14 protein-coding genes and 1 pseudogene are annotated in these 16,242 nt (G+C 72.3%); 2 read left to right on the top strand and 13 right to left on the bottom strand.

What is annotated here, in order from left to right:
* Window positions 1-176: 176 nt before the first annotated feature.
* On the bottom strand, window positions 177-1,073 hold the full coding sequence (locus tag AB0M11_RS19840) for a hypothetical protein (protein WP_365707125.1): 897 nt from the start codon (window positions 1,071-1,073) through the stop codon (window positions 177-179).
* A gap of 233 nt (window positions 1,074-1,306) precedes the next feature.
* Entirely contained in the window at window positions 1,307-2,545 is a 1,239-nt protein-coding gene (locus tag AB0M11_RS19835; protein WP_365707123.1) for a cytochrome P450, read from the bottom strand.
* A 475-nt stretch (window positions 2,546-3,020) separates the two neighbouring features.
* Here AB0M11_RS19835 and rho point away from each other — a divergent pair, with 475 nt between their 5' ends.
* Both rho and AB0M11_RS19825 read left to right on the top strand, forming a co-directional pair.
* Window positions 3,021-4,172, top strand: a complete 1,152-nt coding sequence (gene rho, locus AB0M11_RS19830) for a transcription termination factor Rho (protein ID WP_365707121.1) — start codon at window positions 3,021-3,023, stop codon at window positions 4,170-4,172.
* Between the two features lie 122 nt (window positions 4,173-4,294).
* A pseudogene (locus AB0M11_RS19825) lies at window positions 4,295-5,188 on the top strand (serine hydrolase); the annotation flags it as partial.
* A 41-nt stretch (window positions 5,189-5,229) separates the two neighbouring features.
* On the opposite strand, the gene AB0M11_RS19820 reads toward AB0M11_RS19825, so the two are convergent.
* From AB0M11_RS19820 to crcB (AB0M11_RS19770), 11 genes are all read right to left on the bottom strand, one after another.
* Complete coding sequence (locus tag AB0M11_RS19820) at window positions 5,230-6,597, bottom strand: glycosyltransferase 87 family protein (protein ID WP_365707118.1); 1,368 nt, start codon at window positions 6,595-6,597, stop codon at window positions 5,230-5,232.
* Window positions 6,594-7,988 carry a polyprenol phosphomannose-dependent alpha 1,6 mannosyltransferase MptB gene (gene mptB, locus AB0M11_RS19815; RefSeq protein ID WP_365707116.1) on the bottom strand — a complete coding sequence of 465 codons (1,395 nt, stop codon included), beginning with the start codon at window positions 7,986-7,988 and terminating at the stop codon, window positions 6,594-6,596. Before mptB ends, AB0M11_RS19820 begins: the two co-directional genes overlap by 4 nt.
* Window positions 7,989-8,154: 166 nt before the next feature.
* Window positions 8,155-9,093 (bottom strand): glutaminase, encoded by a 939-nt coding sequence (locus tag AB0M11_RS19810; RefSeq protein WP_365707114.1) that lies wholly within the window; start codon window positions 9,091-9,093, stop codon window positions 8,155-8,157.
* 36 nt (window positions 9,094-9,129) lie between these two features.
* Window positions 9,130-10,533 carry an aspartate ammonia-lyase gene (aspA, locus tag AB0M11_RS19805; protein ID WP_365707112.1) on the bottom strand — a complete coding sequence of 468 codons (1,404 nt, stop codon included), beginning with the start codon at window positions 10,531-10,533 and terminating at the stop codon, window positions 9,130-9,132.
* A 138-nt stretch (window positions 10,534-10,671) separates the two neighbouring features.
* A complete protein-coding gene (locus tag AB0M11_RS19800) occupies window positions 10,672-11,688 on the bottom strand; it encodes an asparaginase (protein ID WP_365707110.1) in 1,017 nt (338 codons plus the stop codon).
* 43 nt (window positions 11,689-11,731) lie between these two features.
* Window positions 11,732-13,171: an amino acid permease gene (locus tag AB0M11_RS19795; protein WP_365707108.1), complete on the bottom strand. Its 1,440-nt coding sequence runs from the start codon at window positions 13,169-13,171 to the stop codon at window positions 11,732-11,734.
* A complete protein-coding gene (locus AB0M11_RS19790; protein ID WP_365707133.1) occupies window positions 13,168-13,845 on the bottom strand; it encodes a FadR/GntR family transcriptional regulator in 678 nt (225 codons plus the stop codon). Before AB0M11_RS19790 ends, AB0M11_RS19795 begins: the two co-directional genes overlap by 4 nt.
* Before the next feature lie 194 nt (window positions 13,846-14,039).
* On the bottom strand, window positions 14,040-14,876 hold the full coding sequence (locus tag AB0M11_RS19785; RefSeq protein ID WP_365707106.1) for an undecaprenyl-diphosphate phosphatase: 837 nt from the start codon (window positions 14,874-14,876) through the stop codon (window positions 14,040-14,042).
* Between the two features lie 72 nt (window positions 14,877-14,948).
* Complete coding sequence (gene crcB / locus AB0M11_RS19780; protein WP_365707104.1) at window positions 14,949-15,323, bottom strand: fluoride efflux transporter CrcB; 375 nt, start codon at window positions 15,321-15,323, stop codon at window positions 14,949-14,951.
* Window positions 15,320-15,715 carry a DUF190 domain-containing protein gene (locus AB0M11_RS19775; protein ID WP_365707102.1) on the bottom strand — a complete coding sequence of 132 codons (396 nt, stop codon included), beginning with the start codon at window positions 15,713-15,715 and terminating at the stop codon, window positions 15,320-15,322. The genes crcB (AB0M11_RS19780) and AB0M11_RS19775 overlap by 4 nt, the downstream gene beginning before the upstream one ends.
* Window positions 15,712-16,173 carry a fluoride efflux transporter CrcB gene (gene crcB / locus AB0M11_RS19770; protein WP_365707100.1) on the bottom strand — a complete coding sequence of 154 codons (462 nt, stop codon included), beginning with the start codon at window positions 16,171-16,173 and terminating at the stop codon, window positions 15,712-15,714. Before crcB (AB0M11_RS19770) ends, AB0M11_RS19775 begins: the two co-directional genes overlap by 4 nt.
* Between the last annotated feature and the right edge of the window lie 69 nt (window positions 16,174-16,242).

The following is a 16,242-nucleotide window of genomic DNA, read 5'->3' as shown; positions in this document are numbered from 1 at the left end:
GTTCCCGACGCCCGGGGCCTCGGGCGCCAAACACCCGCCACCCCCCCGCGCGCGCCCGGCCGGGGCGCGGTCCCGTGGCGGTCGCGCCCGCGCCGTCCGCTGTCACGCCACCGTGGGCGTCAGGGCACCCCCACAGGTGGAGCCCGCGGTGATCGCCGCCTCGGTGCCGTCGGCCGTCAGCCCTTGAGCTGCTGGAGCGTGGACCTGGTGTCGGTCTTCAGCCAGCCGGTCACGTCGGCGAGGCTGGGCGGGTCGGTGTCGCTGTCGTAGGAGGAGAAGTACGCGCTGTAGTACATGGTGAACGTCGTCCAGCCGTCCCGTACCGCGAGCGTGGCGTACCGGGAACCGCTGGTGGTGGAGCCGTTGCTGGTGTCCTGGGTGACCAGGTAGGCCTCGTCGCCGATGCCGTGCACGGGGGTCACGTCGTAGTCGGTGTGGCTGTCGCCGTAGTTCTTCCAGGTGGCGGTGAACTCCGGTGCGGGGTCGGTCTTCTTGTGCAGGTCGAGCTGGAGAGTGAGGTAGGCGTCGCCGTAGCTGGTGCTGGTCTTCTTCAGGCTGAGGCTGCAGGAGCTCTCGTCCAGCGCCGGGTCCTTCATCGCGTTCTTCGTCGGTGCCGAGTCGTCCACGGGGTACTCGGCCTTGAACGACGAGTAGTCCGCGCCGGCGCAGAGGTTCCCGGGCGCCCGGTAGCCGCGCAGGTCGGCGCTCGTGCCGAAGCCTCCGGTCAGGAAGAGGCCGGCCGCCCAGGCCGCGGAGGCGACCACCGCGCCCACGACGGCCCACAGCACGGCTCTCCCGGCCGTGTTCCGGCCGGTCGCCGGCGGCCCTGCCGGTGGCGGGTACCCGTATCCGGGCTGCGTGGCATAGGGGTTGACCTGCGGGGACACGGCGGGCTGGGCGTAGGGGTTCTGCGGGAGAGGCGACTGCGGGTTCGGATAGGGGTAGGCGGTCGGCTGCGGCGGGACCGCGGGCGCCTGCTGCCCGGACGGCGGCGGGGCGGAGGAGGGTGCGGCGGGAGGCTGGGGGTCGATCGGCTCCGGGGTGGACTCGGGCTGCTGCGGTGGCGTGGACATGTCGTGAAGATAAGGCATAACCGGGCATCAAGTCCCGCGCCGGGCATGACCGTTATCCATTGCGGACATCCGTGACCACCCCGAGACTGACCGACCGTCAGGCACGCGGCGCGGTGCGGGGGAACCTGAGTCCGGTGGCCGGCCGCACCTGCCCGGCCGGTGCGCACGTGCAGGCGGGGCCCCGGCCCAGGCCTGCGACACGCCGTCCGGCGTTCGTGCGGCTGGTACGGGCCTCAGTCGCGGAGGCGGGTGCGCAGTCGTACGGGCAGGGCGCGCACGCTGTTGCCGACGAAGCTGGCCTGCCGGACGAGGCCGTCCTCCGGGACGGCGAGGTCCAGGGCCGGGAAGCGGTCGAAGAGCCGTTCCAGGGCTACCGTGGCCTCCATGCGGGCCAGCGGGGCGCCCAGGCAGTAGTGGGCGCCGTGGCCGAGGGAGAGGTGGCGGACGGCGTCGGGGCGGGCCGGCCGGGTGACGTCGAACCGGTCGGCGTCCGGACCGTGGGCGGCCGGGTCGCGGCCGGCGGCGGAGTAGCCGGCCAGGACCGGGGTGCCCGCCGGGATCACCGTGCCGTCGACGGTCAGGTCCCGCACCGGGTAACGGAACGGGAAGTAGCTGACCGGCGCGTCCCAGCGCAGTGTCTCCTCGACCACGTCCGCCCAGCTCGCCTCCCCCTTGCGGACGAGTTCGAGCTGGTCGCGGTGGCCGCACAGGGCACGGACCGCGTTGGTGATCAGGTTGAGGGTGGTCTCGTGCCCGGCGATGATCATCAGCACCAGGGTGCCGATCAGCTCCTCCTGGCCGAGCCGGTCGCCGTCCTCGTCACGGACGGCGATCAGGGCGCTGGTGAGGTCGCCGCCGGGGTGTTCGGCACGGGCGGCGGCGACGGCCGCGAGGACGGCGACCAGGTCCCGGTTGGCGGCCACGGCCTCGGCGGGTTCGATGTCGGTGGCCACCACCTGGTTGGTCAGCTCGTGCAGCCGGTCACGGAACTCCGGGTCCACACCGAGGAGTTCACCGATGACACCCATGGGCAGCGGCAGCGCGAAGTGCCGGCGCAGATCGGCGACGCCGTCCGCGCCGGCGGCGGCCCGCTCCAGGTCGTCGAGCAGGGCGCCGGTCAACTCCTCCACCCTGGGCCGCAGTTCCTCGACCCGGCGCGGAGTGAAGGCCCGGCTGACCAGCCGGCGCAGCCTGCGGTGGTCGGCGCCGTCGGCGGTGGTCATGCCGCGCACGGTGGCGAAGGTCAGCAGCGGCCAGCCCGCCGGGATGCGACCTTCCCGCAACTGGGTGAAGTGCCGGGCGTCCTTGGCGACTTCGGGATGCTGCAGGAACTCCCTGAGCGCCTCGTGCCCGAGCACCGCCATGCCCTCGACACCACCGGGCAGGAGCACCGGCGCCACGGCACCGCGCGCCAGCAGCCTGGCGTTGTCGGCGTGCGGGCAGCCGCCCGCGGGATCCGGACGGTGTGGCACGGAGGCAGTCTCCACCAGGACTCCTGACGGCGGCACGGCACGGACACGGCCGATCGTAGCCGCCCGCGGACCGCTGGACAGGGGCGCTTCCAGGCCAGGCGCGGGAGCCGACGGGCACGGGAGCCGACGGGGCACGGGACCGACGGAGCGCGGGAACCCGGGCCGCACCCGGACACCAGTGCGGGGAATACCGGTGACCGTGGTCAGGTTGACGACTCCGGAACCCTGGGTATAGTGCGATCAGCACGTGTGAGCGCCCCACTGCGGGCGCCGAGTGCCGGTTCCACTCCTCCAGCCGTGTCGCCCGTCGCTTCCCGACCGGCTCACCGGCTTCTCAGCACCACCTCGCGGCCCTGGCCCCCGCCACCGTTCCCGAGGTGCCGTTCCCCGCCGCACGGAGGCCGTGCACACGCCCTCCCGCTCGCGGCCCGCTCCCCCTCACTCATGTCTTCCGTCCGTGAAAGGACCACCTCTCATGACCACCACACTCGAACCCCCAGTACAGCAGCAGGACCGGGCCGCCACCCGGCCCGTCACCGGTGTCCTCGACATCGACGCCGGCGGGAAGGGGCAGCTGCGGGCCCCGGACTGCCTGCCGTCCCCCGCCGATCCGCAGGTCCCCGCGGCGCTGATCCGCCGTCACGGCCTGCGCAACGGCGACCTCGTCGAGGGCGTCCGCGGCGACCGGCGCACGCTGACCGACGTCACGCGCGTCAACGGCCGTCCCCCCGAGGAGCTGCGCGGCCGGCGTCACTTCCGTGACCTGACCCCGCTGCACCCGCACGAGCGGATCCGTCTCGAACACCCCGCCGCCGGGCTCGCCGGACGGGTCGCCGACCTGTTCGCGCCGGTCGGCAAGGGTCAGCGCGGGCTGATCGTGGCCCCGCCGAAGACCGGCAAGACGGTGCTGCTCCAGCAGTTCGCGGCAGCCGTCGCCGGCAACCACCCGGAGTGCCGGCTGATGGTGCTGCTGCTCGACGAGCGCCCCGAGGAAGTCACCGACATGCGGCGCTCGGTGCGCGGCGAGGTGTACGCCTCCACCTTCGACCGGCCCGCCAGGGAGCACATCGCCCTCGCCGAACTCGTCGTCGAACGCGCCAAGCGGCTCGTGGAGGACGGCCAGGACGTCGTCATCCTGCTGGACTCCCTGACCCGGCTGTGCCGGGCCCACAACAACGCGGCCGCGTCCAACGGCCGTACCCTCAGCGGCGGTGTCGACGCCGGTGCGCTGCTCGGCCCGAAGCGGTTCTTCGGCGCCGCCCGCAAGGCCGAGGAGGGCGGCTCGCTCACCGTCCTGGCCACCGTCCTGGTGGACACCGGCTCCCGGGCCGACGGCTACTTCTTCGAGGAGCTGAAGAGCACCGGCAACATGGAGCTGCGCCTGGACCGCGAGCTGGCCTCCCGGCGGGTCTTCCCCGCCCTGGACATCGCTCCCTCCGGCACCCGCCGCGAGGAACTCCTGCTCACTCCCGCCGAGTTGACCGTCGTACGCGGGCTGCGCCGGGCCCTGCAGGGCCGGGAGGGCACCCCGGGCGGCGGCCTGGAGACTCTCCTGGAGCGGATGCGGGAGACCCCGGACAACGCGGCCTTCCTGCGGCGCGTGCAGCCGACCCTGCCGACGGGCTGACGCCCGGCGCGCGCCCGTCGCCGGTCCCGGACCGGGCCGGGCGTGCGGCATCCGGGTTGCTCACGGCGCCCGACCGGCCCTGACAGCGCGCCGGACACCCCCCGCATTCCTACGTTGATCATATGACGATCGGATTCCCTGACCGATTCCCCCGGCGCGTGGCGGTGACGACCTGCTCCGTCTGCCTGGCGGGCCTGCTGGCGCTGACGCCCGGCGCGGCCGCCGCCGGCACCCCGGTGCTGGACCCGGCGCCGCCCCCGAGGACGGTGGTGCCCGGCCCGTCACTGCTCTACCGCTCCGGCACGCAGGTGCGGCCGCACCCCGGGGCCCCGGCGCTCCCGGACCTCTCCGCGCTCTCCTGGCTGGTCGCCGACGCGGACACCGGGCAGGTGCTCGCGGCCGACAACGCACACCAGGGGCTTCCGCCCGCCAGCACCCTGAAGACCCTGTTCGCCCTCACCGTGCTGCCCGTCCTGCCCGCGGACCTCCAGCACCGGGTGACCTCCGAGGAACTGGCGGACGTCGCCGAGGGCAGCAGTCTGGTCGGCGTCGAGGAGGGCCACACCTACCGGGTCGCCGACCTCTGGCGCGGGGTCTTCCTCAGCTCCGGCAACGACGCCGTGCACGTCCTCGCCGCGCTCGACGGCGGCTGGGACCGCACGGTCACCCGGATGCAGGCCAATGCCCGCTCACTGGGCGCCCTCGACACCCACGTCGTGTCCCCCGACGGCTACGACGCGCCGGGGCAGGTGTCCTCCGCCTTCGACCTGGCGGTGTTCGGCCGGGAGGGGCTGCGCAACCCCGACTTCGCGCGGTACTGCTCCACCGCCCAGGCCCGCTTCCCCGACGGCGCCGGCTGGTCGTTCGGCATCGAGAACACCAACCGGCTGCTGACCGGCGAGGACGGCGTGGGGCGGTACCCCGGCCTGATCGGGATCAAGAACGGCTACACCAGCAACGCCGGCAACACCCTCGTCGCCGCCGCCCGGCGCGGCGGGCGGACCCTTGTCGTCACGGTGCTGAACCCGCAGGACGGCGGAGTGTACGACGAGGCCCGTCAGCTGCTCGACTGGGGCTTCGCGGCGGCCGGTCGGGTCGACCCGGTGGGCTCGCTGGACGCGCTGCGGCCCAGGCCGCGGCCCAGCCCGGGGCCGAGCACCGTGCCGATGGCGGCGGCCACGGCGCCCGAGGACGACTCCGGCTGGTCGCGGACCGCCGTCGTCGCGGGTTTCGCGGTGCTCGGCGCGGGCGCCCTCACCCTGGCGAGGCGGCTCAGGGGCGAACGCTCCGCAGGTGAGCGCTCGGCAGGGGACTGACCGCCCGGCAGGCCCAGCAGCAGGCCCAGGGTGATCCAGGTGTAGAGGTTGCTGCCGAGGAACCCGTCGAGGCCCGAGGCGTCGTCGAACCACAGCCAGACCACGCTGGTGCACATCGCCGCGTAGAGGGCGGCCGCGATCCGCGGGTGCCCGGCGCGGGCCAGCAGCACGAACGAGGGCAGCACCCACACCAGGTGGTGCACCCAGGTGATGGGGCTGACCAGACAGGCCGCCAGACCGGTGAGTGCGAAGGCGGCCGTCCAGTCGCCGGCCGCCACGGCCCGGCGGGTGCGCCACGCCCACACGGCCAGCGTGAGCAGCACCGCGATCGCCCACAGCGGCTTGTCCGGATGGCCGAGCCGGGCCAGCACGCCCTGTAGCGACTGGTTCGAGACGTAGTCGAGCCGGCCGACCCTGCTGGTGTCCCAGAGCGCGTGCGTCCAGTAGAAGCGGGAGGCCCCGGGGTCCGCGCAGGCCGCGAGAGCCGTCGCGGCGAGCGCCACCGCCGTGGCGACGCCGGCGGCCCGCCACTTGCGGCCGATCAGCAGCATGAAGATGAAGAGGGCCGGGGTGAGCTTGATCGCGGCGGCGAGCCCGATGCCCGCTCCGGCCCAGCGGCCCCGGCCGCTGCGCAGCAGACAGCAGTCCGCGAGCACCAGGGCGAGCAGGACCAGGTTCACCTGGCCGAAGCTGAAGGTGTCCCGCAACGGCTCGAACAGCGCCAGCGCGCACAGGACCAGCCCCCACCGGTACCAGCCCAGGCGCCGCCAGCCCGGTCCGGCAAGGACGCGCAGCACGAACGCCAGCGCGGCCAGGTTCAGCAGCAGCGAGGCCGCGATGGCCAGGCGCAGGTCCACCAGCGCCATGGGCAGCATGCCGACCGCGGCGAACGGCGGATACGTGAAGCCGTACGCCGTCCCGGGCACCCGGTAGTCGTAGATGCGGCCACCGTGGTGCACCCAGGTGTGCACGGTGCCGTAGTACACCCGCAGGTCGAACCAGTCGCGCAGCAGCGGCACGGTGGCGGTGAACACCGTCACGGCGGCGGCGAGGCCCAGGACGAGCAGCAGTCTCCCCCGGTCGGTGCGCGGTGCTCTCGGGCCCCTCATGCGGTACGTCCCACGGCCGGGGCCTGCGCGGCCTGGTGGGCCTGCCACAGCACGACGACGCCGAGCACCCCGCCGGAGACGGCCAGGACAAGCTGGCCGATGTCGGCCGGGCCGCCGCTGGGCAGCACGGCGAGGGCGAGCACGCCGGTGACGGCCGCCACCCGGTGCCGTACCGAGGTGCTGGGCGCCGCGGCCGCTATCAGGAACAGCCCCCAGATGGCGTACCAGGGGCGGATCGCCGGCCCGAAGGCGGCGACCGCGGCCAGGCTCAGGCCGAGGGCGTAGACCGGGCGGGGCCGCAGCCGGACCCATATCAGCAGCACGGTCACCCCGGTGAGCGCGAGCCCGAGAAGATGCCAGGCCGGGACGGCGAACGGCGCCAGGCCGCTGCCGAAGTGTTCGAGGATCCTGCCCGTGGCCCGGCCGAGCAGGCTGCTGAGCGCCCAGTTGTGCGGGGAGACGGGCGTGTCGAGTGCCCTGATCCACCCGTACCCCGTCCCCGCGACGGCTGTCGCCACCACCGTCGTCGCCCCCGACGCGATCGCCGTGGTCAGCGTGGCCCGCACGGGGCTCCGGCCCTTGCGCACCTGGACGACGACCACTGCGAGCAGGCCGAGTGCGGCGGGCGCCTTCACCAGCGCCGCGAGGGTGACCAGTACGGCTCCCAGGACCGGCCAGCGGCCGAGCGCCGCGACCAGGCCGAGGCCGAGCAGACCGAGCATGATCGCGTCGTTGTGGGCGCCGGCCACCAGGTGCAGCAGCACCAGCGGGTTGAGCGCGCCGAGCCAGAGCGCGGCCGCGGGGTCGGCGCCGCTGTGCCGGGCGAGCCGGGGCAGCGCGGCCGCCATCAGGCCGACGCCGAGCACGGCGACCAGCCGCATCCCGAAGAGCCCGGCCGGTAGTTCACCGCGGGTCAGCCCGGACAGCAGCGAGGCCACGCCCATGAACGCGGGGCCGTACGGCGCGGCGGTGTTCTGCCACACCGGCGCGACCTGGTCGGCCAGCGGGCCGCCGAGCTGGGCGGGGCCCGCGGTGTAGACGTCCATGTGCGCGTCGACCATCGCGCCCTGGGCGAGGTAGCTGTACACGTCCCGGCTGAACAGCGGGGGTGCGAGCAGCAGCGGGGCCGCCCACACGGCGAGGACCAGCAGCAGCTGCCGCGGGCTGGGCGGCTCGGCGCCGCGCACCAGGCGGCCGAGCAGCAGCCACGCCGCGATCAGCAGCACGACGCCGAAGTAGACGCCGACCAGGCCGAACGCCGCCTGCACGGAGCCGGGTGCGAGCAGGTCCTCCACCGGCAGGGCGCCGGCTGTCTCACCTCCCAGCGCGAGGAAGGCGGTGCCGGCCAGGCCCAGTACCTGGCAGCGGCGAAGATCGACGGGAAAAGCCATGGCCAACACTGGGTCAGCGTGTCAATCGCGGGTGGCCGGGAAACGACGGGGCGATTTCTTGGGAGCGGCCTGCTTGTTACCTGTGTGTGGTGCGTTGTCGAGTGCGGGTGCGTTGTGGCTGGTCGCGCGGTTCCCCGCGCCCCTTACGGGGCGCCACATTCCCGGTCTAGAAAACGGACAGGCCTGTCAAAGTGGTAAATCTGTCCAACGCCGCCACTCCCGCCACCGAGTTGCCGCGTTCGTCGAGACCCGGGCTCCAGACGCAGAGCGTGCAACGGCCCGGCACCACGGCGATGATGCCGCCGCCGACCCCGCTCTTGCCCGGCAGGCCCACCCGGTAGGCGAAGTCACCCGCCGCGTCGTAGGTCCCGCAGGTCAGCATCACCGCGTTGACCTGCTTCGCCTGGCTTCTGGTGAGCAGTCGGGTGCCGTCGGCGCGGATGCCGTGGCGGGCCAGGAAGGTGGTGGCGAGGGCGAGGTCGGCGCAGGAGGCGCTGATGGAGCACTGGCGGAAGTACTGGTCGAGGAGGACCGGGACGTCGTTGTCGATGTTGCCGTAGGAGGCCATGAAGTGGGCCAGGGCGGCGTTGCGGTCGCCGTGCTGGGTCTCGGAGGCGGCGACCTCCTGGTCGAAGTCCAGGGAGGGGTTGCCGCTCTCGGCGCGCAGGAACGCCAGCAGCTCTCCGGCCGCGTCCCCGGTACGGGTCTGGAGGCGGTCGGTGACGACGAGGGCGCCGGCGTTGATGAACGGGTTGCGCGGGATGCCCTGCTCGTACTCCAGCTGGACCAGCGAGTTGAAGGGATTGCCGGAGGGTTCGCGGCCGACGTGTTCCCAGAGTTCGTCGCCCTCGCGGGCGAGGTCCAGGGCGAGGGTGAAGACCTTGGTGACGGACTGCGTGGAGAACGGCTGCCGCCACTCCCCCACCCCGTAGACCGTGCCGTCCAGCTCGGCGACCGCCATGCCGAAGCTCCGCGGGTCGCAGGCGGCGAGGGCCGGGATGTAGTCGGCGGGGCGGCCGCGGCCGGGCGTGCGCTCTATCTCCTCGGCGATCCGCTCCAGGACCGGCAGGAAGGCTCGGGACGACGTCATTGTCATGATCACCATTGTGCCTCCGGGCCGGTCCTGGTGCGTACGCGCAGGTCAGGCGAGGGGTGCGCCGCTGCCGGCGAGGACCTCCGGGCGCAGCAGGCCGGCGAGCCGCTCGGCGGGCAACAGGCCCTTCTCCAGGACGAGTTCGGCGACACCGCGGCCGGTGACGAGGGCCTCCTTGGCGATGTCGGTGGCCGCCGTGTACCCGATGTACGGGTTGAGGGCGGTGACCAGGCCGATGGAGTTCTCGACGGTGGCCCGCAGCACCTCGGTGTTGGCGGTGATGCCGTCCACGCACCGCTCGGCCAGCGTGAGGCAGGCGTTGCGCAGGTGCGTGACGCTCTCCGAGAGGGAGTGCAGGATGATCGGCTCGAAGGCGTTGAGCTGCAGCTGTCCGGCCTCCGCGGCCATGGTGATGGCGACGTCGTTGCCGATGACCTCGAAGGCGACCTGGTTGACGACCTCGGGGATCACCGGGTTGACCTTCCCCGGCATGATCGACGAACCGGCCTGCACGGGCGGCAGGTTGATCTCGCCGAGCCCGGCACGCGGCCCCGACGACAGCAGCCGCAGGTCGTTGCAGCTCTTGGAGAGCTTGACCGCGATCCGCTTGAGCACGCCGGACATCTGGACGAACGCCCCGCAGTCCTGGGTCGCCTCGACCAGGTTGGCGGCGGTGACCAGGGGCAGCCCGGTGATCTCGGCGAGGTGCCGGCGGGCCGACTCGGCGTAGCCGGCGGGCGCGTTGAGCCCCGTGCCGATGGCGGTGGCGCCGAGGTTGATCTCGTGGATCAGCTCGACGGCCTCGGCCAGCCTGCTGCGGTCCTCGTCCAGCATCACGGCGAAGGCGGAGAACTCCTGCCCGAGCGTCATGGGGACCGCGTCCTGCAGCTGGGTGCGGCCCATCTTCAGCACGTCACGGAACTCGACGGCCTTGCGCCCGAAGGAGTCCTGCAGCACGGCCATCGCCCGCAGCAGCCCGCGCACCGCGAACACGGTGGCGATCTTGACGGCGGTCGGGTAGACGTCGTTGGTCGACTGCCCCAGGTTGACGTCCTCGTTGGGGTGCAGGTACCGGTACTCCCCCTTCTGATGCCCCATCAGCTCCAGTGCCCGGTTGGCGACGACCTCGTTGGCGTTCATGTTCGTGGACGTCCCGGCACCGCCCTGGATGACGTCGACGACGAACTGGTCGTGCAGCTTGCCGGCCCGTATCTCCCGGCACGCGGCCACGATCGCGGCGGCCTTCTCCGGCGCCAGCAGCCCCAGCTCCTCGTTGGCGAGGGCCGCGGCCTCCTTGACGGCCGCGAGGGCCTCGATCAGATGCGGGTAGGCGGAGATCGTCATGCCCGTGATGGGAAAGTTCTCCGTCGCCCGCAGGGTGTGCACCCCCCAGTAGACGTCGCCGGGCACATCCCGGTCACCGAGCAGATCGTGTTCGCTACGACTGGTCATGGGTCCTGTTTCAAGAGAGTGAGGGTTGAGCGCCCCGTCAGGGGCGCTGGGGTTACCCCCGGCCGAAGGCCGGGGGAGGAACTGCGCGACCGGCGACACCCGGCCCGCAGCCGCCGAACCACAAGTCCACGCGGACGACTAGGCGCACGCCGAAACCGCAACCGGCTCCAGCGAACGGACGGGCCGCACGCGCCCGACCTCCCGCCCACCGCCGAGCAGCGCCTGACCCGCGAACGCGGTCAGCAGCCCGGGATCGACCCCGGCCCTGGCCAGCGCGGCCGCGGCGACCGGAACCCGCGCCCGGTCCGCCCCGTCGGCGATCTTCACGGCGACGGCCCGCCCGTCCGGCAGCGCCGCCACCTCCACGCCCTCGAAGCCGTCCTTGGCCAGCAGCCCCGGCACGGCCGCCATCAGCGCGGCCACGTCGCGCCCCGCGCCGGACGCCATCTCGGCGTGCTCCCGCATCGCGTCGGCGACCCGTGCCTCCGGCGTGCCCGGCGCGGCGGCCGCGATCCGGGACACCGCACGGGCCAGGCCGTGCAGGGAGATGGAGAACAGCGGTGCCCCGCAGCCGTCCACGGTCGTCGCCGCCACCCGCTGCCCGGTCAGGTCCTCGACGATCTCGGCGATGGCCTGCTGGAGCGGGTGCGCCGGGTCGAGGTAGTCGTCCAGCGACCACCCGTTCAGCTTCGCGGTCCACAGCATCGCCGCATGCTTGCCGGAGCAGTTCTGGGCGAGCCGTGACGGCTGCCGCCCGTCGCGGATCCAGCTGTCGCGGACGGCGGGCCCGTACGGCAGGTCGGGGACGTTGCGCAGCTCGGCCTCGGTCAGTCCGGCGAGGCCGAGGATGCGCCGGGTCCCGGCGAGGTGCCGTTCCTCACCGGAGTGGCTCGCGGCGGCCAGCGAGAGCAGGTCGCCGTCGAGCGGCAGTCCGGCCCGCAGCATGGCCACGGCCTGGACGGGCTTGAGGGCCGAGCGCGGATAGAAGGCGGCCTCGATGTCGCCGAGCTGGAACTGGACCCGGCCGTCGGCGTCGAGGACGACGACGGAACCGTAGTGGATGCCCTCGACGACCCCGCCGCGGATGAGGTGCGCGACGGGAGCGTGGAGGGGTTCACGGACCACGGGTGCGGCCGCGGGGGAACTGCTGTACATCACTGCCTGGTCTCGGGTGAGTCGGGACGGACCGGTGCGCGGGTCACGCGTCGGTTCCTGCGGACGGGCGCGCGAGGCGGCCGCGGATGGCGTACCAGCCGGCGACCAGCGCGGCGACGATCAGCGGCAGGCAGAGCACGGTGGTGCGTCCGGCGCCGCCGTCGGCGTACATGAGGACCAGGACGGAGGCGAGGAACGCCAGCGTCACGATCTCGGTCCAGGGGGAGCCCGGCAGCCGGTAGCCGGGGCGGGTGAGTTCGCCGCTCTGGGTCTTCCGCCAGAACAACAGGTGACAGAGCATGATCATGCCCCAGGTGGCGAGGATGCCGATCGCCGCGAAGTTGAGGACGATCTCGAACGCGTCGGCGGGGACCACGAAGTTGAGGCCGACGCCGAGGACACAGATACCGCTGGTGAGCAGAATGCCGCCGTACGGGACCTGGCTGCGGCTCATCCTCGCGGTGAACTTCGGGGCGGAGCCGTTGACGGCCATGGAGCGCAGGATGCGGCCGGTGGAGTAGAGGCCGGAGTTGAGCGAGGACATGGCCGCGGTGAGGACGACGAGGTTCATCACGCCGCCGGCCGCGGGGACGCCGATGTGGGAGAGGACGGTGACGAAGGGGCTCTGTCCCGCCGTGTACTTGTTCCAGGGCAGCAGCATCGACAGCAGGACCACGGAGCCGACGTAGAAGAGGCCCACGCGCCACATGATCGAGTTGATCGCCTTCGGCATGATCTGCTCGGGGTTCTCGGTCTCGCCGGCGGCGACGCCGACCAGTTCCACCGAGGCGTAGGCGAAGACCACGCCCTGGATGATCAGCAGCATCGGCAGCAGGCCGTTCGGGAAGACGCCGCCGTTGTCGGTGATCAGGGACGGGCCGGGGGTCGCGCCGTCCACGGGGTGCTGGGTGACCAGCAGGAAGATGCCGATGACCATGAAGATCACCAGGGCGCTGACCTTGACGATGGCGAACCAGAACTCCAGTTCGCCGAAGATCTTGACCGAGATCAGGTTCACGGTGAGGACCACGGCGAGGGCTATCAGGGCGATCACCCACTGCGGGATGTCGGAGAACATGCCCCAGTAGTGGGTGTAGGTGGCGACCGCGGTGATGTCGGCGATGCCGGTGGTGGCCCAGTTCAGGAAGTACATCCAGCCGGCCGTGTAGGCGCCCTTCTCGCCCAGGAACTCCCGGGCGTACGAGACGAAGGCGCCGGAGGACGGGCGGTACAGGACGAGTTCGCCGAGGGCCCGCACGACGAGGAAGGCGAAGACCCCGCAGACCGCGTACGCGACGAAGAGGGAGGGGCCCGCGTCGGCGAGGCGGCCGCCGGCGCCGAGGAAGAGGCCGGTGCCGATGGCACCGCCGATGGCGATCATGTTGACGTGCCGGTGCTTCAGCGACTTGCTGTAGCCGTGGTCCCCGGCGTCGACGTGACGGGACGAGGGGCGCGTCTCGTCTTTGAGGTGCTGTTCGCTCACGCCTCGGTTCCGCCTTCCTTGTGCTGGACCGTGCGCGCGGGGCGCACGATGTGGGTGAGGGTGGTCTCGACGCGGTCCAGATGGTGGCTCATGGCGTCCACGGCGTCGGTCTCGGAACCGTCCATCAGCGCTTCGACGATGGCCCGGTGCTCGCGGTTGGACTGCTCGCGGCGTCCGCCCAGCTCGTTGAGGAAGGCCGACTGACGCGCCAGTGCGTCCCGGATCTCCTCGATGACCCGGCGGAAGACCGGGTTCTGGGCGGCCTCGGCCACCGCCAGGTGGAAGAGGGTGTCCATCGCGACCCACGCTGTGGTGTCCGTCTCCCGCTCCATGCGGTCGAGCAGGTGGGCCAGGTGGTCCAGGTTCTCCGGGGTGCGGCGCAGCGCGGCGTACCCGGCGACCGGGATCTCGATGTGCCGGCGGACCTCGAGCAGGTCGCTGGCCGCGTAGTCGCCGAAGGTGGGGTCCTCGACGGCGTTCGCGACCACGAAGGTGCCCTTGCCGGTCTTGGAGACGGTCAGACCCATGGTCTGCAGGGCCCGCAGGGCCTCACGCAGGACGGGCCTGCTGATCTCCAGGGTGCGGCAGAGCTCCGCCTCGGAGGGCAGCTTGTCCCCCACGGCGTACTCGCCGCGCTCGATGGCGCCGCGCAGATGCGCCAGCACCGCCTCCATGGCGCTCACGCGCCGCGGGGGCTGTCCGGCTGTCGGGCTGTCTGACAGGTTCACGGGTGAGATGTTCCGGGTTGCGGGACGAGGCTGTCAAGGCGTCGGGAAAGGAAACATTCACGGGGTGCGACGCCTGAATGCAGGCATCACACCCCGTGACCGAGCGGTGGACGGCGGGGGCATGGCGCCCCCCCGGCCGCTCAGGCGCTGATGGTTCCGGCGGCCAGGAGGCCGAACAGAGCCAGGCCGATGACGATGCGGTAGATCACGAACGCGTTGAAGGAGTGCTTGGCGACGAACTTCAGCAGCCAGGCGATGGAGGCGTAGGCGACGACGAAGGAGACGATCGTGCCGACGGCGAGCGGAGCGGCACCCACGCCCGCGCCCAGGGCGTCCTTGAGCTCGTACAGACCGGCGCCGGTCAGGGCCGGGATGCCGAGGAAGAAGGAGAGCCGGGTGGCGGCCACGCGGTCGAGGTCCAGGATGAGCGCGGTGGACATGGTGGCGCCGGAGCGGGAGAAGCCGGGGAAGAGCAGGGCGAGGATCTGCGAGCAGCCGACCAGCATCGCGTCCTTGAAGGAGGTGTCGTCCTCACCGCGCTTGTGGCGGCCCATCTGGTCCGCGCACCACATCACGACGGAACCGGCGATCAGCGAGCCGCCGACCACCCAGAGGGAGCCGAGCGGTCCGTCGATCAGCGGCTTCGCGGCGAGGCCCACCAGGACGATCGGGATGGTCGAGTAGATGACCCACCACGCGAACTTGTAGTCGTGGTGGTACCGCTCCTCCTTGTTCGTGAGGCCCCGGAACCAGGCGGAGACGATCCGCTTGATGTCCTTGAAGAAGTACACGAGCACGGCGGCGATGGCACCGACCTGGATGACGGCGGAGAACCCGACGACGGACTTGTCGTCGACGGGGATGTTCATGAGCCCCTCGGTGATCTTGAGGTGGCCGGTGGAGGAGACGGGAAGGAACTCCGTCACCCCCTCGACGACACCGAGGACGGCGGCCTGACCGACGGAGATGGCGCTCATGGGATCCAGTTCTGCAGAGTTTGGTCGACAGTGCTGTAGACAGTCTTACAACGGGCGGGTGTGAAGCAAGTCCTAGGCCCACACCGTCCGGGCGATCGCCGCCCCGGCGAAGGCCGCCCCGAGACCCGCCGCGAGGCTCGCGACGACGTTGGCGGCAGCGTAGAGCCCGGCGCCGGTCTCGGTCAGCCGGAGGGTCTCGTAGGAGAACGTCGAGTACGTCGTCAGCGCCCCGCACAGCCCGGTGCCGAGGAGCAGCTGGAGGTGCGCACTCGCGGCGCCGGCCGAGACCGCACCGGTCAGGAGGCCGAGAACCAGACAACCCGTGACATTGACCACGAAGGTGCCCCAGGGGAAGACGGAGTCGTGCCTGGCCTGGACGGCACGGTCGGTGAGGTAGCGGAGCGGAGCACCGACCATGGCGCCGAGGACCACCAACAGCCAGTTCACAACGAGTTCTTACCCTTCGCATCCGATTCGCCGGGTTCGCCGGGTTCGCCGGGTTCGTTCCGGCCGACGTACCGGATGACCTCGCAGTCGTCCAGGGTCACGAGTCCCTCGGTCACCAGTTCGTCGAGCTGCGGCAGGAACGCCCGCACCCGCTCCTCCGTGTCCACGACGACCACCGCCACCGGCAGGTCCTCGCTCAGGGAGAGCAGCCGCGAGGTGTGGATGCGGGAGGAGGCGCCGAAGCCCTCGACGCCCCGGAAGACGCTGGCCCCCGCGAGCCCGGCCCGGTGGGCGCGGTGCACGATCTCCGTGTAGAGGGGCTTGTGGTGCCAGGAGTCGTCCTCGCCGATGTAGACGGTCAGGCGCAGGGCGCGGCCGGTCAGTCTCGTCATCGCTGCCTCCGGATGAGGACGCGGCGGGTCGCGCCGGCCGCGCACCACACCGCCGCGAGCGCCGCGCACAGGGTCGCGGCGAGGTAGGCCAGGGCGACGGCGGGGCGGCCGTGGTCGACCAGTTTCTGGATGTCGACGGCGTAGGTGGAGAAGGTGGTGAAGCCGCCGAGGACGCCGGTGCCGAAGAAGGGCCGGACCAGGCGGTGGGCGGGGAGCCCTTCGGTGATCAGGACCAGGAACGCGCCGATCACGGCGCAGCCGATGACGTTCGTCCAGAAGGTCGCCCAGGGGAATCCCCCGGCGGCCGTGGGCAGGGCGAGGGCGAGGGCGTAGCGGGCCACGGCGCCGAGCGCGCCGCCGGCGGCGACCACCGCGACGACCGGGCCCTGGCCGCGCCACTCGGGCCGCCGCCGCGGGGTCGGCTGGACTCGGAGGCTCTCGGCTTCCGGGGCTGTCATGGTCGTACGTCTCCTGTTCGGCACCGCCCCCTGACGGGTGCCCCAGAGTACCGCCGGGCGTACCCGGCG

Source organism: Streptomyces sp. NPDC051987 (assembly GCF_040680735.1).
Taxonomy (GTDB): Bacteria; Actinomycetota; Actinomycetes; order Streptomycetales; family Streptomycetaceae; genus Streptomyces.
Note: the sequence above shows the minus strand (reverse complement) of the source record. Positions and strands in the feature narration are given on the sequence as shown.